The sequence below is a fragment of the Polaromonas naphthalenivorans CJ2 genome, from assembly GCF_000015505.1.
GTDB lineage: Bacteria > Pseudomonadota > Gammaproteobacteria > Burkholderiales > Burkholderiaceae_C > Polaromonas > Polaromonas naphthalenivorans.
The window spans coordinates 3,497,808-3,516,173 of the sequence record NC_008781.1; the positions used below are offsets into that span (position 1 = coordinate 3,497,808).

25 protein-coding genes are annotated in these 18,366 nt (G+C 64.8%); all 25 read left to right on the top strand.

The window, feature by feature from the left end:
• The first annotated feature begins 43 nt into the window (after positions 1-43).
• The 25 genes from PNAP_RS16415 (at position 44) to PNAP_RS16535 (ending at position 18,363) form a co-directional block, all read left to right on the top strand.
• On the top strand, positions 44-964 hold the full coding sequence (locus PNAP_RS16415) for a GPO family capsid scaffolding protein (RefSeq protein ID WP_011802659.1): 921 nt from the start codon (positions 44-46) through the stop codon (positions 962-964).
• Positions 965-1,013: 49 nt separating this feature from the next.
• Positions 1,014-2,021, top strand: coding sequence for a phage major capsid protein, P2 family (locus PNAP_RS16420; RefSeq protein WP_011802660.1), 1,008 nt, complete (start codon positions 1,014-1,016; stop codon positions 2,019-2,021).
• A 5-nt stretch (positions 2,022-2,026) separates the two neighbouring features.
• Complete coding sequence (gpM, locus tag PNAP_RS16425) at positions 2,027-2,809, top strand: phage terminase small subunit (RefSeq protein ID WP_011802661.1); 783 nt, start codon at positions 2,027-2,029, stop codon at positions 2,807-2,809.
• A 30-nt stretch (positions 2,810-2,839) separates the two neighbouring features.
• A complete protein-coding gene (locus PNAP_RS16430; RefSeq protein ID WP_011802662.1) occupies positions 2,840-3,304 on the top strand; it encodes a head completion/stabilization protein in 465 nt (154 codons plus the stop codon).
• Entirely contained in the window at positions 3,304-3,510 is a 207-nt protein-coding gene (locus tag PNAP_RS16435; RefSeq protein ID WP_011802663.1) for a tail protein X, read from the top strand. Before PNAP_RS16430 ends, PNAP_RS16435 begins: the two co-directional genes overlap by 1 nt.
• A gap of 3 nt (positions 3,511-3,513) precedes the next feature.
• The gene (locus PNAP_RS16440; protein WP_011802664.1) at positions 3,514-3,732 is read left to right on the top strand and encodes a hypothetical protein; all 219 of its coding nucleotides are present in this window, start codon (positions 3,514-3,516) and stop codon (positions 3,730-3,732) included.
• Positions 3,729-4,241, top strand: coding sequence for a lysozyme (locus tag PNAP_RS16445; protein WP_011802665.1), 513 nt, complete (start codon positions 3,729-3,731; stop codon positions 4,239-4,241). The genes PNAP_RS16440 and PNAP_RS16445 overlap by 4 nt, the downstream gene beginning before the upstream one ends.
• Positions 4,238-4,744 carry a lysis system i-spanin subunit Rz gene (locus PNAP_RS16450; protein ID WP_011802666.1) on the top strand — a complete coding sequence of 169 codons (507 nt, stop codon included), beginning with the start codon at positions 4,238-4,240 and terminating at the stop codon, positions 4,742-4,744. The genes PNAP_RS16445 and PNAP_RS16450 overlap by 4 nt, the downstream gene beginning before the upstream one ends.
• Before the next feature lies 1 nt (position 4,745).
• On the top strand, positions 4,746-5,174 hold the full coding sequence (locus tag PNAP_RS16455) for a phage tail protein (RefSeq protein ID WP_011802667.1): 429 nt from the start codon (positions 4,746-4,748) through the stop codon (positions 5,172-5,174).
• Between the two features lie 3 nt (positions 5,175-5,177).
• Complete coding sequence (locus PNAP_RS16460; protein WP_011802668.1) at positions 5,178-5,645, top strand: phage virion morphogenesis protein; 468 nt, start codon at positions 5,178-5,180, stop codon at positions 5,643-5,645.
• A gap of 72 nt (positions 5,646-5,717) precedes the next feature.
• A complete protein-coding gene (locus PNAP_RS16465; protein ID WP_011802669.1) occupies positions 5,718-6,371 on the top strand; it encodes a phage baseplate assembly protein V in 654 nt (217 codons plus the stop codon).
• Positions 6,368-6,739: a GPW/gp25 family protein gene (locus PNAP_RS16470; RefSeq protein WP_011802670.1), complete on the top strand. Its 372-nt coding sequence runs from the start codon at positions 6,368-6,370 to the stop codon at positions 6,737-6,739. The genes PNAP_RS16465 and PNAP_RS16470 overlap by 4 nt, the downstream gene beginning before the upstream one ends.
• Entirely contained in the window at positions 6,736-7,623 is an 888-nt protein-coding gene (locus tag PNAP_RS16475; protein ID WP_011802671.1) for a baseplate assembly protein, read from the top strand. Before PNAP_RS16470 ends, PNAP_RS16475 begins: the two co-directional genes overlap by 4 nt.
• Positions 7,616-8,293: a phage tail protein I gene (locus PNAP_RS16480; RefSeq protein ID WP_011802672.1), complete on the top strand. Its 678-nt coding sequence runs from the start codon at positions 7,616-7,618 to the stop codon at positions 8,291-8,293. Before PNAP_RS16475 ends, PNAP_RS16480 begins: the two co-directional genes overlap by 8 nt.
• Positions 8,294-8,299: 6 nt before the next feature.
• On the top strand, positions 8,300-10,096 hold the full coding sequence (locus PNAP_RS16485; protein WP_011802673.1) for a hypothetical protein: 1,797 nt from the start codon (positions 8,300-8,302) through the stop codon (positions 10,094-10,096).
• 4 nt (positions 10,097-10,100) lie between these two features.
• Complete coding sequence (locus PNAP_RS16490; protein ID WP_011802674.1) at positions 10,101-10,838, top strand: hypothetical protein; 738 nt, start codon at positions 10,101-10,103, stop codon at positions 10,836-10,838.
• Between the two features lie 138 nt (positions 10,839-10,976).
• Complete coding sequence (locus tag PNAP_RS16495; RefSeq protein WP_011802675.1) at positions 10,977-12,428, top strand: phage tail-collar fiber domain-containing protein; 1,452 nt, start codon at positions 10,977-10,979, stop codon at positions 12,426-12,428.
• A gap of 5 nt (positions 12,429-12,433) precedes the next feature.
• Positions 12,434-12,724 carry a hypothetical protein gene (locus tag PNAP_RS16500; RefSeq protein WP_011802676.1) on the top strand — a complete coding sequence of 97 codons (291 nt, stop codon included), beginning with the start codon at positions 12,434-12,436 and terminating at the stop codon, positions 12,722-12,724.
• A 12-nt stretch (positions 12,725-12,736) separates the two neighbouring features.
• Positions 12,737-13,912 carry a phage tail sheath protein gene (locus PNAP_RS16505; RefSeq protein ID WP_011802677.1) on the top strand — a complete coding sequence of 392 codons (1,176 nt, stop codon included), beginning with the start codon at positions 12,737-12,739 and terminating at the stop codon, positions 13,910-13,912.
• Positions 13,913-13,937: 25 nt separating this feature from the next.
• Positions 13,938-14,450, top strand: coding sequence for a phage major tail tube protein (locus PNAP_RS16510; protein ID WP_011802678.1), 513 nt, complete (start codon positions 13,938-13,940; stop codon positions 14,448-14,450).
• A gap of 61 nt (positions 14,451-14,511) precedes the next feature.
• On the top strand, positions 14,512-14,754 hold the full coding sequence (locus tag PNAP_RS16515; RefSeq protein WP_011802679.1) for a hypothetical protein: 243 nt from the start codon (positions 14,512-14,514) through the stop codon (positions 14,752-14,754).
• Positions 14,755-14,785: 31 nt separating this feature from the next.
• Positions 14,786-15,142, top strand: a complete 357-nt coding sequence (locus PNAP_RS16520) for a phage tail assembly protein (protein ID WP_011802680.1) — start codon at positions 14,786-14,788, stop codon at positions 15,140-15,142.
• A gap of 8 nt (positions 15,143-15,150) precedes the next feature.
• A complete protein-coding gene (locus tag PNAP_RS25800; protein ID WP_011802681.1) occupies positions 15,151-15,267 on the top strand; it encodes a GpE family phage tail protein in 117 nt (38 codons plus the stop codon).
• Positions 15,268-15,301: 34 nt separating this feature from the next.
• Positions 15,302-17,893: a phage tail tape measure protein gene (locus PNAP_RS16530; RefSeq protein ID WP_011802682.1), complete on the top strand. Its 2,592-nt coding sequence runs from the start codon at positions 15,302-15,304 to the stop codon at positions 17,891-17,893.
• A gap of 20 nt (positions 17,894-17,913) precedes the next feature.
• Positions 17,914-18,363: a phage tail protein gene (locus PNAP_RS16535; RefSeq protein ID WP_011802683.1), complete on the top strand. Its 450-nt coding sequence runs from the start codon at positions 17,914-17,916 to the stop codon at positions 18,361-18,363.
• The last annotated feature ends 3 nt before the right edge of the window (positions 18,364-18,366 follow it).

The following is an 18,366-nucleotide window of genomic DNA, read 5'->3' on the forward strand; positions in this document are numbered from 1 at the left end:
CCGGCCCACCGGCACGCCCCCGCGTCATTGCACCGTGCCTGCAATGACAGCCTTGATTGAAGCTATCGCGCGGGCAAGCGACGATGCAGCCATCCTCAACAGCTGCATCAACATGTCCACCACCAAATCCAAGTTTTTCCGCGTCGCCGTCGAAGGCGCCACTACCGACGGCCGCGTCATCGAGCGCGCTTGGCTTGAACAGATGTCGAAGAATTTCGACCCGGCCAAGTACGGCGCCCGGATCTGGATGGAGCACATGCGCGGCATGTATCCGGACAGCGCCTTCCGGGCCTACGGCGATGTCACGGCTTTGAAGACCGAGGAATTCAGCATCGACGGCCAGAAGCGGCTGGCCCTGATGGCCGAGATCAAGCCGCTGCCCGAGCTCGTGGCCATGAGCAAGGCCGGCCAGAAGATCTACACCAGCATCGAGATCAATCCCAAGTTCGGCAGCAGCGGCGAAGCCTATCTGGTGGGCCTGGGCGTGACCGACAGCCCGGCCAGCCTGGGCACCGAGGTGCTGGAGTTCGCCGCCAAGAACCCGGCGGCCAACCCCTTCACGAAACGCAAGCAAGCCGCTGACAACATGTTTTCAGCAGCGGTCGAAGTCACGCTGGAATTTGAGACGACGGAAGAAGACACCCGCAAGTTTTCCGCCGCCCTCAAAGGCATCAAGGACACCCTGGCCAAGTTCAGCGGGAAGTCGCAGCGCAGCGACGACACCACGGGCCAGATCCTCGAAGTCGTCACCGACATGGCCGACGGCATGGGCCAGCTCAATGAGCAGCACAGCGCCCATGCCAAAAGCCTGGCTGCGCTGGAAAAGAACTTTGCCACGCAGCAGACCGAGCACAAGACCCTGCAGGACAAGTTTGCGCTGATCGACACGACAGACGCCGGCAAGCACAGCCAGCGCCCGCCGGCCACCGGCAACAACGGCAAATCCGCCCTCACCGACTGCTGATCGCCCCCGCCAGCCGCCCCACCGCACACACCACCAGGACAACCACACCATGCATACCGAAGCCCGCCTCGCCTACAACAGCTTTCTGCAACGCCAGGAGCAGCTCAACGGCGTGCCCAGCGCCCGCGAATCCTTTACTGTCGTTCCCTCGGTCCAGCAGACGCTGGAATCGAAAATGCAGGAGTCCAGCGCGCTCCTGGCCGCCATCAACGTCATTGGCGTGCGCGAGATGAGCGGCGAAAAGCTCGGCCTGGGCATCACTGGCCCGATCGCCAGCCGCACCAACACCGCGACCACCGACCGCTCGCCGCGCTCTGTCGAGACGCTGGACAACACGACTTATGCCTGTAAGCAGACCAACTACGACACGGCCATCAAATACGCCGTGCTCGACGCCTGGGCCAAGTTCCCCGACTTCCAGACCCGCCTGCGCGACCTGATCATCAAGCGCCAGGCGCTCGACCGCATCGTCATCGGCCTGAACGGCGTCAGCGCCGCCGTGGCCACCAACCTGGCCACCTACCCACTGCTGCAGGACGTCAACATCGGCTGGCTGCAGCACATCCGCACCGACGCGCCCACCCGAGTGATGGACGAAGGTGCCGTGCCCGGCGCGGTCAGCGTAGGCGCCAGCGGGGACTACAAGAACCTCGACGCTCTGGTGTTCGATGCCGCGCAAACCCTGCTCGACCCCTGGTACCAGAACGATGGCGGCCTGGTGGCCATCGTCGGCCGGACCCTGATGCACGACAAGCTGTTCCCGCTGGTCAGCGACCCGACGGCACCGACCGAAATGCTCGCCGCCGACATCGTGCGCAGCCAGCGCCGCCTGGGCGGCCTGCAGGCCATCACCGTGCCGTACTTCCCGGCCAACACGGTGCTGATCACCCGCCTGGACAACCTCTCGATCTACTACCAGTCGTCTTCGCGCCGGCGCTCGATCATCGACAACCCCAAGCGTGACCAGATCGAGAACTTGGAGTCGAGCAACGATGCTTTTGTCGTCGAGGACTACGGCCTGTGCGCCCTGGTCGAAAACATCGTCATCGCCGACTGATCCCGATGCGCCAGACCCCCGCCCAGCGCCACCAGCAGCGCAAACTCTCCAGCCAGGCCAACGGTGCGGCCGAGCCCGGCAGCGAGCTGCAGGGCAGCGCCTACGAGCTCATGCAGGCGCAGCTTGCCGAGCACCGGCGCAGCCTCAAGCTCATCCAGTCGGTCGAACGCAAGATCGAAGCCAAGCGGCTGTTCCTGCCGGTGTACGACGCCTGGGTCGATGGCGCTCTGGCCAGCGGCACGGGCGGGCACGACCTGGTGCTCACGACGGTCATGGTCTGGCACATCGATGCCGGCAACTACCGCCGTGCGCTGGACATCGCCACCTATGCGATCGCGCATAAATTGCCGCTGCCCGACCAGTACGACCGCAACCTGGGCACCGTGCTGATCGACGAAATCGGCGCCGCTGCCCTGGCCGGCAAGATCCCGCTGGCTGAAGCCCTGGACATCCTGCCGGATGTGCTGTGGATGACAGAGGGCCTGGACGCCCCTGACCAGGCCCGGGCCAAGCTGCACAAAGCCATGGGCTGGGCGCTCATCGGCAAGACCGGCCCGGCCGACATCGACTACGAAGCCGTCCTGCGCCCTGCCGCAAGGGATGCACTGGAGCACCTGCAGCGCGCCTTGCTGCTGTGGGACCAGGTCGGCTGCAAAAAAGACATTGAGCGCCTGGAGCGCCGGCTGAAAAAGCCGGACGAGCCCAGCGTGCCGATACCCCTTCCGGACCCCGGAACCCCGGCGGCTCAAGCCGCGACTGAAGGCCACCAGCCAGACGTCAAAGCCTGATCACCGCCGACCTCAACACCAGGCACAGCCATGAGCTTTCTGAGCAACCCGCCCACGCCCACGGAAGAAGCCATCATCACCAATGACGGCTTTTTCCCCGACATCGAGCCGCTCAAGCTGCGCGCCTTTGCGCGGCTCGACGGCACGGTCACCGTGGATCGGCTGACCTACAGCATCCTGAGCGCTATTGCGTCGGTCAATGCCGAGCTGTGGCAGTTCAAGTCGTCCCAGCAGCAGCTCGGCATCAGCACGCTGGCTGCAGTGCCGGCTGACCAGATCGCCGGCGTCAATGTGAAGGTCATCCACTACCTGCGCGCCGTGTACAGCGCGGTGCAGGCCGACCTGATCGAGCACTACCGGGACTTTGACACTACCGGCGCCGGCGACAAAGCCGCCGAAAAGCTGGAGCAGCGCACCAACGATCTGCGGCGCAACATGCGCTGGGCCATCAGCGACCTGCTGGCCATCCGGCGAAACACCGTCGAGCTGATCTGATGCAGGTGCGCACCAACCAGGGCGAAACCGTTGACAGCCTGTGCTGGCGCGCCCTGGCGCGTTCCCAGGGCGCGGTCGAGGCCACCCTGGAACTCAATCCAGGGCTTGCCGAGCGCGGCCCCATCCTGCCCGCCGGCCTGCTCGTGACGCTGCCCGACACCACCACATCCACCGCCACAAGGTCCACCGTCAAGCTGTGGGACTGAACAATGAACGACCACCAAACCCTGAGAGATGTTCTCGTCGAAACCGCCAAGGCCTCGCCGCCCGTGGCCGTCGTCACCGCCGGCCTGGCCTCGGGCTGGACGCTCAACAACGCGCTGACAGCCCTGACCATTCTTTACGTCGTGCTGCAAATCGCCTGGCTGCTCTGGCGCTGGCATCGCGCCGTACGGCTCGGACTTGACCCCGAAGGGGATGCCTCATGAGCACCAGGATGCGCATATTTGTAGCCGCGTTGACACTCAGCGCGGCTGGCTTCATCGGCATCGTCAGCGATGAAAGCTACACCAGCGCAGCGATCATCCCGACCAAAGGCGACGTTCCCACGGTCGGCTTTGGCTCGACGGTCTATGAAGACGGCCGGCCGGTGAAGATGGGCGACACGATCACGCCGGTCCGCGCGCTGGTCGTCGCCTCTGCGCATATCGACAAGGACGAAGCCCGGTTCCGTGCCTCCCTGCCGGATGTGGAGCTGTTCCAGGAAGAATATGACCTGTACCTGAACTGGGTCTACCAGTTCGGGATCGGCAACTGGAGAAAATCCAGCATGCGCCGCGAGCTGCTCGCAGGCCACTATCCGGCCGCGTGCCATGCCTTGCTCGAATACAAAAAATCTGCAGGCTACGACTGCTCCACGCCCGGCAACAAGATCTGCGCAGGCGTCTGGACCCGTCAGCTCAAGCGCCACGCGAAGTGCATGGCGGCGCAGGCATGAGGCCGCTCCTGATCGCCCTGCTGCTCGCTGGCTGGTCCACCGTCATCTACCAGGTGGGCCACACGCATGGCGCCGCCGAGGTCGAAGTGAAGCGCGGCCTTGAACGAAGCCAGGCCAGCGACGAGCTCCTGGCCGCCAATGGCCGCGTGACCAGCGCCCAGCAGCAACTGACCGACAGCCTTTCCGCCCGTGACGCCACCCACCAAAAGGAACTGAAAAATGCTCAAGTCGATCATGATCTTCGCGTCGCTGCTCTGCGCGCTGGCACTCTTCGGGTGTCAATCCCCGTCAAGGCTGCAGCCTGCGCCGCCCCAGCAGCTGCAGGTGCCACCCCTGCCGGCGAACCTGCAGAAGCGCGAGCCGAACTTACGCCCGAGGCTGCGGCAACTCTTGAAGGTATCGTCCTCGACGGCGATACAGCCATCATCGACCTCAACCTGTGCATCGACCGGTACAACGCTGTCCGGGGCACCGTCCTGCAGCTGAGCCAGGCGCAGCCCTGACATGCTCAAGCCCGACAGCCTGCGCGCGTACCTCACTGCAGCCACCCCCGAGCTGCGCATCAATCCCGACAAGATCGTCATCCTGGTCAAGAACGGCAACATTGCCGCAGCCGGCGCAGGGTCGCTCTCCTTTGAGTACCGCTACACCCTCAACGTGATCGTGCTCGACTACAGCAGCCATGCCGATGCCATCATCGTGCCGCTGCTGGCCTGGCTGGAGACCCACCAGATCGAGCTGTTCGACAACGTCGAGCAGCGCGACAAGGCCATCCGCTTCGAGGCCGAATTCCTGAACAAGGAAACGGTGGACCTGAGCATCGAGATCGACCTGACCGAGCGCGTCATCGTCGCCATTGCAGATCCTGACGAAACATCAGTCTCAGGCCGCTACACCATCACCCACGTCCCCGAGCCGGACCGCATCAGCTGACGCATGAGCACCGACGACCTCACGGCGCTTGAAAACTGGGTGCAACCCCTGCTGGCCAAGCTGACCACCACCGAGCGCAACGCCCTGGCCCGCAAGGTCGGCCAGGCCCTGCGCAAGAGCCAGGCCCAGCGCATCGCCGGCCAGCAGGCGCCCGACGGCAGCGCCTTCGCGCCGCGCAAGGTCTTCGCCGGCGGCAAGATTCGCGGCAAAAAGGGCAGCATCCGCAGCGAAGCCATGTTTTCCAAGCTGCGCACGGCCAAATGGCTCAAGGTGCAGGTGACCGGTGAAGGCGTGGCGGTCGGCTTCCTCGGCCGCGCCTCGCGCATCGCCAGCGTCCACCAAGGCGGCGAGCGCGACCTGGTCAAACCCGGCGGCCCGGCCTACCAGTACCCGGTGCGCGAACTCCTCGGATTCACTGCCGAGGACCGCGAAAACATCCAGGACCTGATCCTGCAGCACCTCAAAACCTGATATTGGCATTGCACAGCCTGTGCAGCGCCGCCCCGGCTTGTCGCACGCGCATGAGGGCGACACCATGGCGGCATGCCTGATGAAGCATCCCTTACCGACCTGATCCGACGCATCGAATCGCTGCTGCGCGCTGGCACGATCGCGGCTGTGGACCACGCCGTCGCGCGTTGCCGCGTCACCAGCGGCGGGCTCACCACCGACTGGCTGCAATGCTTTACCAGCCGCGCCGGCAACATCCGCACCTGGTCACCGCCCTCCATCGGCGAGCAATGCCTGGTGCTCTCGCCCGGCGGCGATACAGCGGCCGGCTTTGTCCTGGTCGGCCTGTACAGCACCGCCAACCCGGCGCCCGAAGCCACGGGCGATGCAGAAAGCACCACCTATCCCGACGGCGCGGTCATCCGTTATGACCATGCGGCCCATGCCCTCACTGCAACCCTGCCCGGCGGCGGCACGGCCGACATCACCGCCCCAGCCGGCGTCACCGTGCATTCCGATGCCATCACGCTCGATGCGCCGCAGACCACCACCACCGGCGCGCTGACCGTCCAGGGCCTGCTGACCTTTGCAGCTGGCATGGCAGGCAGCGGCAGCGGCGCCGGCGGCGCCACCGCTGTCATCACCGGCGGCATCACCGCGACCGAAGACGTGACTGCCGGCGGCGTCAGCCTGATACACCACACCCACCCGGGCGACAGCGGCGGCACCACGGGCGCGCCCACATGACCCAGATCATCGGCATGGCCCGCAGCAGTGGCCGCCAGGCCTCGGGCATCGACCACCTGCGCCAAAGCATCGCCGACATCCTGACCACCCCCATCGGCACCCGCCTGATGCGCCGCGACTACGGCAGCCTGCTGCCCGAGCTGATCGACCACCCCGCCAATGGAGCCAACAAAGTGCGAATCTATGCAGCCACCGCCGGCGCGCTCATGAAATGGGAGCCACGCCTGCGGCTCTCGCGCGTCCAGATCAACAGCGGCGAGCGGGCCGGGCAGCTCATCATTGACATCGAGGGCCTGTACACCCCGCCCGGCCAGTCCAGCAGCGTGCTGAGCCTGCGCATGCCGCTGCAGATGGGCGCTGCAGCATGATCGACCTCACCCTCTTACCCGCGCCCAACGTCGTCGAGCCGCTGGACTATGAAAGCATCCTGGCCGCGCTCAAGGATCTGGCCGTCACACAAGAGCCCACGCTGGCCAGCGCCCTGCAATACGAGTCCGAGCCGCTGACCAAGCTGCTCCAGGTGTATGCCTACCGCGAGCTCGTGCTGCGCCAGCGCATCAACGACGCCGCCCGTAGCGTCATGCTCGCCTACGCCGCCGGCAGCGACCTCGACCAGATCGGCGCCCGGTATGACGTTGCCCGCCTGCTCATCCAGCCCGCCGACATCGATGCCGTCCCGCCGGTCGAAGCCGTCTATGAGTCCGACGCCGCCTTTCGCCGCCGCATTCTCCTGAGCCTGGACGCCTACACCACCGCCGGCAGCCAGGGCAGCTACATCTTCCATGCGCTGTCGGCCAGCGGCGACGTGCTCGATGCCGCGGCCACCAGTCCGGCGCCCGGCCAGGTCACGGTCTATGTGCTGTCCCGCCTGGATGACGGCACCGCCTCGGCCGAGCTGCTCGCCGCCGTCACGGCCGCCGTCAATGCCGAGCTCACGCGCCCCATGACCGACCAGGTCACCGTGCTGTCCGCCTCGATCATCAATTACGCGATCGCCGGCACGCTCATCGTCTCGCACGGCCCCGACCCGGAGACGGTGCGCACGGCCGCCCTGCTTGCAGCCACCCAGTACGCGGCCGACATGCACCGCATGGGCTTTGACATCAGCCTGTCGGGTGTGTACCGCGCCCTGCACCAGCCTGGCGTGCTGCAGGTCAACCTCGACTCGCCTGTGGCCAACATTGCGGTCTCTAGCGGCCAGGCGACCCATTGCACCAGCATCACCCTGGACGTCGAGGTGTCCAATGCCTGAGGCTGCCACGCTGCTGCCGCCCAACTCGACCACGCTCGAACGCGCTGCAGCCCAGACCACCAGCCGCCTCGATGCCTTGCCCACGCCCTTGCGCGAGGTGTGGGACCCTGCTGCCTGCCCCGTGGGTGTCCTGCCTTGGCTGGCCTATGCCTTCGGGGTTGAGGACTGGTCACCGCAATGGACCGAAGCCCAGCGGCGCGAAGTCATCACCCAGTCCATCCCGCTCAAGCGGCACCGGGGCACCATCGGCGCCGTGCAGGCCGCCATCAATGCCCTGGGCGTGACTGGCCGCGTCCAGGAATGGCACAGGCAGATCCCGGCCGGCGCACCCTACACCTACAAACTGCTTTTGGAGGTGGACCAGACCGGTTACAGCCTGGAGCAGCTGATCCAGCTGCTCCAGATCGTCGAGCGCTCGAAGAATTTGCGCTCGCATCTGCAAACGATCATCCCGTCAGCCATTGCGCGCTCAGGCCTTGTCGTCGCGGCCATCGCCTCAACAGGCAGTCAGATCGATGTCACCTCTGGCACACCAACGTATGCCGATGGCACACCCGCCCTGGATCTGCTGATCGATGCCGCGCTCAATGGCGAAGCCAGCACGATCGGCGCCATCAATGCCCTTTATCTCAGCCTGCACACCACGATGCCGGCGATCAACTATTGGTAAAAAAGTATGAGTACAAATCTCAATGGAAAAGTCGCTGCATGGGATAGTCTCGTCGCGCTGGCTCACCAGATCGTTCACGGTGGACCCACCGAATCGGTCGAGACCAATGGCGGTCCAGTACGCAGCTTTGCAAAGCTGATAGCAGACAAGGATGAAGAAATCAACCAGCGGTATGACGGCGCTATCGAGCAGACAGAATCATCAGCCCTCAGTGCATCTACAGCAGCAACTGATGCACTGGCTGCACGCGATATTTCTGTAGCCGCCTCACTTGCCTCAACCGTCGCCCTGGCAGCCAAAGACACGACAGCTCTCGGCCGTACTGCGGCAGGCATGACTGACGGCATGATCTTTTGGGTCAAGCCCAACGCCACGGACGGCCTGACACGGTTTACCTGCTACCAGCGCACCAGCAGCACGACGCAGACGTTTGTCTCCAGCGTGCTCAATGCCAGCGAGTTTGACAGCGCGTTGAACCTGACCGGCTACTCGCCGCGCTCGGGCTACCTGTTTGTCGTGCGCGACCTGCTCAACCGCATCGGCCTGGCCCTCAAGGTCGATGGCACGCTGCTGGCAAAGCTCAACCTGATCGCGGGCAACGCCATCACGATCACACGCGGCCTGGGCGGCAGCTACACGGTGGCGTGCAGCGCAATCGACACCAGCTACCTGTACCGCTCTGTGGCGTTCGGCTTCAAGGATGCGGCAGGGCGCTTCGTCGGGTTTTTGAGCAACGGCGAGATTTCGGCCAAGATGCCGGCCCGCGTCGAATCCAGTTTTGTCACCGACGGCACGGTGTCGGCCTGGATCGCCCGCGATACTGCGCAGCACGCCGCGCTCTATACGCAGGACGCGGCGGGCGTCGTGCGCAAACTCACCGCAATCTCCGCGCCCTCGAATGTCAGGCTGCACCTGTCCAAGCCGGTGTTTTACGGCACCTACCGGGGCGAGACGGATTTCTTCTGGTGCAACGCCGACGGCACCGGCATTTACCGGGCCACTCCGTACAGCTGGTTTTCGTGCTGGGGCGACTCGCTCACGGAAGGTGCCGGCGCCTCCGTCCTGCCCACGAAAACCTACCCCGGCCAGTTGTCGCTGCTCAGCGGGCGCATGGCCATCAACAACGGCATCGCAGGCCAGGTGTCGGCGCAGATCGCTTACCGCAATTGCGGACTGGGCGGCGCCTGGGCCTTCACAGGCGGCGAGATACCGGCTGCGGGCAGCGTGGTCGTGACGATTGCGGCGGTGCCAGCCGTGCTGCCGTTCTCGCCCGATCCGGCCCGCTCGATGCGCGCCACGGCAGCGGGCGTGCCCGGCACGCTGACGATCGCGGGCGGCGTGTACACCTTCACCCGCCGCGTGGCAGGCGCCGCTGTTGCGGTGCCCAGCCCGATCAATATCTATCCGGACACGCTGCGCCAGGACGAGGCCACCAACATCTTCTGGTGCGGGCAGAACGACGGCGGCGCCAGCGCCAAGATCCTGCCCGCCGTGGCGGCGATGGTGGCGAACCTCAAGACCATCACCAAGCGCTTTGTGGTCGTGGGAATCTTCCAGCACTACGACTACGCCACGCTGGTCGCTCAAAACGCGATCGTCCAGGCGGCCTATCCCAACAACTACCTGGACATCTACCCGATCTTGCTGGCCGCGTACAACCCGGCGCTCCCGCAGGACGTGGCTGACCATGCAGCCGGCATTGTCCCCTCCAGCCTGCGCGCCGATGGCGTGCACCTGAACGACGCGGGCTATGCCCTGGTCGCGCTGGCTATCTATAACTTCCTCATCTCCAAAGGCTGGTAATCCCATGGCTTCCTCCACCATCGTAAATGTGAATGGCAATTTCTCCGACGCGGCGATGCCGCTCTTGCCCCGCGACGGGCTGATCAATCCGGGCTCGAAATTCCTGTTCGATTTTGCCGACAGCTACTGCAACAACGGCAACATCGCCGGCGCGTTGCCCAACGGCGCGGTCTTCAAGAACCTGGTCGACGGCGCGCCCAATGCCATCAACGGCGGCACCACGACAACGCTCGCGGCAGCGGGCGGCCTGGTGTTCGCGGGGACGTCCAACGGGGCCACATTCCTGAACCTGGGCCTCACCTACGACCTGAGCGCCTTGAATGCCGAGTTCCTGGTGATCGGCTGGGCCAAGGTCGCTGCCAACGTGGGCAACAACCGCGGTCTGATCGGCCTGGGCACCAGCGTGTCGGCTTACCAGTACAGCCTGGAGAGCAACAGCGGCGGCACCACGCTGGGCAACGCCCCCAACACCGGAGCCGTGATGCAGGTGGCGTACACGCGCAGTCCGGCAGGCGTGTCCAAGGTCTTTGCCATTGGCGCGCCGGTCAGCATCAACGGCAGTGCCGCGACGACGCTGGCCGACTATTCGGCCTCGCCCACGCGGGTCGGCGTCAGCCCGAGTTCGATCGCGATGATCGGCACCATCTACCGCGTGTACCTGGAAAACCTGACGATTTCAGGCGCGAGCGCGGCGGAGCAGGTTTTGTACGACTGGGTTGCCAACGCAGGCCGGTTCACCTGATAAGCCTTGACCAATTCGGCACGGTTTGCTTAAGGTATAGCGGATTCTTGACATTGCACACCACCTGCAATGCCACAACAAGTAGTCGCGCGCGCATGAGGTCGGCATGATGAGCATCAGTCAATCGACGCTGTTCACATGCCCACTTTTAAAACCATTCACACCCTCTACGGCCTGCAGCGCCTGGCTGCGGCCGAGGCCAGCGGCACGCCAATCAACCTGCCCACGATGGCGGTCGGCGATGGAAACGGCAATCCGGTAGAGCCCGGCGAACTGCAGGCGGTCCTCGTGCGCGAGCGTTACCGCGCCGCTGTCAACCGCGTGTACCAGGACCCCGACACGCCGACCAAATTCTTTTGTGAAATGGTGATCCCGGCCGCAACGGGTGGCTTCACGCTGCGCGAGTTCGGTGTTTTTGATGACGCCGGCGGTCTTTTCGTCGTCGGCAACCTGCCCGACATGTACAAGCCGACCCCGGCCGATGGCGCATTTTCGGACACCATCTTGCGCGTCGAGTTCAGCGCCCAGAACGCCACGCTCATTACGCTGCAGATCGACCCCAACGTCGCGGTTGCCTCGCAATCCTGGGTGATCAACAACATCACCATGCAATCCCTGATCCCGGGCGGCACCACCGGCCAGCTGCTGCGCAAGACCAGCAATGCCGACGGCGACATGGAATGGGGAAGCCCTGACGATGTCACCATCACGGTGGACACGATCGAGGAAGCGCAGACCCTGGCCGCCGACCAGCTTGTCGTTGACCTGGTCGCGACCACCACGCGCGGCCTGGCCCTCTACATCGACGGCAACCGCCTGCGCCGAGACCAGTGGACAGCCGACCCCGTCATCGTCACCCGCCTGAGCCTGGCCGTGTCGTATGCCGCCGGCACGCGCCTGATCTGCAGCCAGAACGAGCCCACCGGCAGCGCACCGGCACCGCTGGAGCGCAGCCTCAACCTGTCCGATGTGCCCAATCCGGCCACAGCCCGTGCCAATCTGGGCGTGTACAACAAGGAAGAATCCGATCGGGCCGGCCAGCCTGGCCATATCAACTACACAGCCCGTAGCACCGCGCCCCCCGGCTGGCTAAAGGCCAATGGCGCCGGGATCAGCCGCACGGCCTACGCAGCACTCTTCGCCGCGATCGGAACGACTTTTGGTGTTGGCGATGGCTTCAACACGTTCAACTTGCCTGACCTTCGCGGCGAGTTCATCCGTGGCTGGGACGATGGGCGCGGCGTCGATGGCAGCCGGTCCTTGGGCTCGTCACAGGCCGGTGAAACCGCAAGCCATGGCCATACAGGCTCGACCTCTGCAGCCGGCATACATGCCCACGGTGTTAACGACCCGGGCCACAGCCATCAGGTGACCCAAGAAGGCGGCAGGAATACGTCTTTGGCCTACCAAAACGGTCCCAATAGCGCTTTCCGAGGTGAGGTGTCCACGCTACTGGAGACCACTCGGAACGCAACTGGGATTGGCATTTCCGAGAACGGCAACCACAGCCACACCGTCACCATCAGCGCCACCGGCGGCAGTGAAACGCGTCCCCGCAACCTGGCCCTGCTGGCTGTCATCAAGTTCTGACGGCCATGCCCCAAAAAATTGTTTACCAAACCGACCGCGCTGGTCATTACGCGGGCGAAACCCTTGCCGACGAATCTCCCATGGAGCCAGGCGTTTTCCATCTGCCATTGGGCGCCGTCGAAGCCGCGCCGCCCGAATCCTGGCCAGACCACCAGTGGCCCCGCTGGAACGGCCACGCCTGGGAGCTCATCAACCGTCCCGTTGCACCCGCCGAGCCCACGGCCACAGAAAAGCTCGCGGCCTTTCTGCTCGCCAATCCTGACGTTGCCGCCCTTGTCACCCCGCCCACCCCTTAAAAGGCCCACTTCATGTCACTCGACCAGTACCATCACGGCGTCCGCGTTATCGAAATCAACGAAGGCACGCGGCCGATCCGGACCATCAACACGTCGATCATCGGCCTCGTGGCCACGGCCAGCGATGCCGATGCCGCCGTCTTCCCGCTCAACAAGCCCGTCCTGATCACCAACGTCTACAGCGCCATGGCCAAGGCCGGCACGCTGGGCACCCTGGCCAGGTCGCTCGACGCCATCGCATCGCAGGCCCGCCCTCTGACCGTCGTCGTGCGCGTGGCCGAAGGGGTTGACGATGCAGCCACCACCACCAACGTCATCGGCGGCGTCAATGGCAGCGGCCAGTACACCGGCATGAAGGCCCTGCTCGCCGCCCAGGCCCAGCTCGGCGTCAAGCCGCGCATCCTCGGCGCCCCCGGCCTGGACAACCAGGCCGTCACCGTCGCCCTGGTGGCACTGGCCCAGCAGCTGCGCGGCTTTGCCTACGCCGGCTGCGACGAAGCCGACACCATCCCCGAAGCCGTGCTCTACCGCGAAGAATTCGCCGCGCGCGAACTGATGCTCATCTACCCCGACTTCATGGCCTGGAACGGCATCGCCAACGCTGCAGCGCCCGCCGTCGCCTACGCCCTGGGCCTGCGCGCCAAGATCGACAACGAAGTCGGCTGGCACAAGACCCTGTCCAATGTGGCGGTCAACGGCGTCACCGGCATCAGCAAGGACGTGTTCTGGGATCTGCAGAGCGCCGACACCGATGCCGGCGTGCTCAATGCCGCCGACGTCACCGCCCTGATCAACAGCGGCAGCGGCTACCGCTTCTGGGGTTCGCGCACCTGCAGCGATGATCCGCTGTTCGCCTTCGAGTCCGCCACCCGCACTGCCCAGGTGCTGGCCGACACTGTCGCCGAGGCGCACCTGTGGGCGGTGGACAAGCCGCTGCACCCGAGCATCGTCAAGGACATCCTGGAGGGCGTCAACGCCAAGTTCCGCAGCCTCAAAAACGGCGGCTACATCCTGGACGGTTCTGCCTGGTACGACGAAGAGATCAACACCACCACCACGCTCACGGCTGGCCAGCTCGTCATCGACTACGACTTCACGCCCCTGCCCCCGATCGAGGACCTCACGTTCCGCCAGCGCATCACCGACCGCTACTTCGCCGACTTCGCCTCTCAAGTCGCCGGCGCCTGACCCCCACACCTGGAGCACCTGAAAAATGTCACTCCCCCGCAAGCTTAAAAACTTCGTCCTGTTCAACGACGGCATCAGCTACATGGGCGAAGTCGAGGAAGTCACCCTTCCCAAACTGACCCGCAAGACCGAAGACTACCGCTCCGGCGGCATGAACGGCCCTATCAAGCTCGACTTCGGTATGGAAGGCCTCAAGCTCGAATGGACCGCCGCCGGCTTCCTGCGCACCCTGCTCAACCAGTGGGGCACCTTGACCCATGACGGCGTGCTGCTGCGCTTTGCCGGCGCCCTGCAGTCCGACGATCTTCCCTTTGCTACCCCGCTCGAAGTCGTCGTGCGCGGCCGCCACACCGAGATCGACTTCGGCAACGCCAAGGCCGGCGACAAGACCGCCATCAAGGTTACCAGCGAGCTCAGCTACTACAAGCTCACGATGGACGGCATGACCGTCATCGAGATCGACTTCGTCAACATGATCGAGATCGTCAACGGCGAAGACCGCCTGGCCAGCGTGCGCCTGGCACTCGGCATTTTCTGATCGAGCAAAACCATCACCGTGCCTGGTATTAGCCAGGCGCATAACCTTAAAGAGAAATGTCATGCCAATTCGCGCAAAGTTCAAAGTCCAGTCCATCACCCGTATTGCAGGCTGGGGCGGTCCCAAGGAGTTTCACACCATCAAGCTGCAGCCCGTCGTCGGTGGCAGTCCTGAAAACAAAGAGTTCTTTGCGAACACCCCGAGCGGTTCGATTGAGTTGGCCGTCGTAGTCGCGTCGGTGGGCGAACAGTTTGATATTGGCAAGGAGTACTACGTGGACTTCACCGAAGCGCCGGCCGCCTGACCACCCTCCCATCTGACTCCAGGACCATTCCATGACCGACACCGCAGACACCACCAGCGCCACCACCGAGACCAGCACCAGCACCCCGCCAGCGCTCCCGCCGCACACCGTCACGCTCGACACGCCGATCCAGCGCGGCTCCCAGACCGTCACCCATGTCACGCTGCGCCGCCCGCTGTCCGGCGAGCTGCGCGGCCTGTCCCTGGCCAGCCTGCTGCAGCTCGATGTGGCCCAGTTGCAAATGCTGCTGCCGCGCATCACCGCCCCGCTGCTCACCCGCGCCGAGATCGACCAGCTCGACCCGGCCGACCTGGTGCAGCTCGGCGTGGAGGTCACCGGTTTTTTTCTGACGAAAGCCGACAGGCTCCCGCTCTCCCCGACCGCGTAGAGGACGCCATGGCCGACCTGGCCATGGTCTTTCACTGGGCGCCGGCCGACATGGCCAGCCTCACCCTGACCGAACTGATGGAGTGGCGCGAAAGAGCCCGCGAGCGGCACGAGCCACCCGCATAGCACTCTTTTCCACCCCAGTTGCAAAGGCCGCTCGATGAGCAACAATTTACGCCTGCAGGTCATCCTGCAAACCATCGACAAAGCCAGCGCTGTGCTCAAGAAGATCCGGGGCGGCAGCAACGATGCATCCCAGGCTCTCAAGGCAACCCGCGACAAGCTCAAGGAACTCAACGCCGCCCAGAAATCCGTCTCGGACTTCCGCGAGCTGCGCACGGGCCTGAGCACCACCAGCCAGCAACTCAAAGCCGCACAGGCCCACGTCAAGCAACTGGCTGGCGCGCTGTCCGCATCCGGCCCGCCGACCGCAGCCATGGTCCGCCAGTTCGAGGAGGCCAAGCGCACCGCTGGCAACCTGGGCGCGCAGTTCCATCGCCAGAGCCAGCAGGTCAACGCCCTGCGCGAACAGCTCAAGACCGCCGGCATCAGCACCAGCAACCTCGGCACGCACGAGCGCCAGCTGCGCGCCGACATCGAGGCCACAAACAAAAGCCTGGAAGCGCAAAAGCAAAAGCTCAAGGCCGTGGCCGACCACCAGCGAAAGCTCAGCGCCCTCAAAGCCAGCCACGCCAGGGCAATGATGCAAACCGGCATCCTGGCCGCCGGCGGCGTGGGCGCCATGGCTGCCGGGCGCGGCATGGCCCGCCCAGTGGGCGCCGTCCTGGGCGCCTACGGCCAGCAGGAAGACGCCACCAGCCAGCTGCGCGGCAGCATGATGCGTTCCGACGGCAGCGTCAGCGCCGAATTCAAGGCCATCAACGAACTGGCCCAGCGCCTGGGCGACCGACTGCCCGGCACTACTGCCGACTTCATCAACATGATGACGATGCTGCAGCGCCAGGGCCTGAGCGCCAAATCTGTCCTGGGCGGCACAGGCGAGGCTGCGGCCTACCTGGGCGTGCAGCTGCGCATGCCTGTCACCGCCGCCGCAGAATTCGCCGCCAAGATGCAGGACGCCACCCGCACCACCGAGGGCGACATGATGGCCTTGATGGACACCATCCAGCGCACCTTCTACCTGGGGGTGGACTCGGGCAACATGCTGCAGGGCTTTACCAAGATGGGGCCGGCGCTGGGCATCATTCACCAGGAAGGCCTGAAGGCCGCAAACACCCTCGCCCCGCTGCTGGTCATGATGGATCAGGCGGGCATGGCCGGCGAAGCCTCAGGCAACGCCATCCGAAAGGTGTTTCAGGCCACGCTCAACGAGAAAAAGCTGGGCAAGGCCAACAAGCTGCTCGGCAGCGAAGGCTTCCAGCTCAAGTTCGTCAACGGCAAAGGGCAGTTCGCCGGGCTGGAGCAGCTCTACAGCCAGCTGGCAAAGCTCAAGGGCATCACCAGCGATGTCAAGCGCACCACCGTCATCCATGAGCTGTTTGGCGACGATGCCGAGACCATGCAGGTGCTCAACACCCTCATGGACAAAGGGCTCGACGGCTACAAAGAAGTCACCCTCAAGATGCAGGCCCAGGCCGATCTGCGCCAGCGTGTGGAGCAGCAGCTCAAGACGCTCAACAACGTCAAGGAAGCGGCCATGGGCACCTTCACGAATGTGCTGGCCGCGCTGGGCGAGACGGTTGCCCCCGATGCCAAGGCGCTGATTGACTGGCTCAGCGAAGTCGCCGGCAAGACCCGCGAATGGATCGCCGCGCATCCGGTGCTGGTCGGCTGGCTTGTCAAGGCGGTGGCCGTCGTCGCAGCGCTGACGTTTGTGCTCGGCGCCATCGCCCTCACCGTGGCCAGCGTGCTCGGCCCGTTCTTGCTGCTGCGGTTCGCCATGGGCATGATCGGCCTTCAGGGCGGTGTGCTTGCGCTGGCGCTTCGAGGTCTCGGGCCGGCGATCGTTTTCATCCAGATCGTGCTCAGAACCTTGTTCAGCATCCTGGCGAAAAACCCATTTGTCATGCTGGCATTGGGCATCGCCGGTTTTGCCGCCTCCATCATCGCAAACTGGGATGGCATCAAGGCCGCCTTCACGATCGGCGACTGGGGGAGCATTGGCCATTTCATCTGGCAAGGTCTGTTGGCGGGCCTGAACGCAGCCACGCTGGGCATGTCTGGCCTTCTGACAAGCTTGTTTGGCGGCATGATCTCTATTGTCAAATTCATTTTTGGCATTCAGTCCCCCAGCACCGTATTCGCAGAAATGGGCCTCATGCTCATGATGGGCCTGGTCAACGGCATCACCAGCGGCCTGAGTTCCGTGCAAGCCGCCATTTCCGGCGCGGCCAGCTCAGCCATCGGCTGGTTCAAGGAAAAGCTCGGCATCCACAGCCCAAGCCTGGTGTTCATGCAGGCCGGCGCCAACGTCAGCGCCGGCGCCGCCCTGGGCATCACCAGCGGTTACGCCCGGGTACGCCAGGCAGCCGCAGGCCTCAGCCTGGCCGCAGCCGGCGCGCTCCCGCTGGCCAGCGGCGCCGAACCCCTGCGCATCGACACCCGTCCGCCCCTGGGCAGCACCGCTGCAGCACCCCTGCAGTCCGGCGGCGGCGGAAACACCTACATCACCATCAACGCCGCCCCCGGCATGGACGCCCAGGCCCTGGCCCGGGCAGTCGGCATCGAGCTGGACAAGCGCGACCGCCAGAAACGCGCTGCCGGCCGCTCCAGCCTGTCCGACCTTAACTAAACCGCCACCAGGAACAAATCATGATGATGGCATTCGGCCAGTTCGTTTTCGGGCTGCCCACCCTTGCATACAACGAGCTGCAGCGTCAGACCAGCTGGCGCCACCCCAGCACCAGCCGCGTCGGCGCCCGACCCGCCCGGCAGTACCTCGGCCCCGGCGACGACACCATCACCCTGCAGGGCCTGCTCGCCCCCGAGTTCTGCGGCAGCACCATCAGCCTCGACCAGATCCGCGAGATGGGCGCCGCCGGCAGCGCGTGGCCCCTGGTCGATGGCAACGGCATCGTTCACGGCCAGTTCGTCATCGAGAGCCTCAACGAGACCAGCAGCATCTTCATGGACAACGGCAAGGCCCGCCGCATCGAGTTCCAGATCCAGCTGGCCCGGGTTGACGACGCCCGCACCGACGCCATCGGCACCGGTACCGGCACCACCGCCAGCGGCGACGACGTCGTCACCTTCGACGAATAAGCA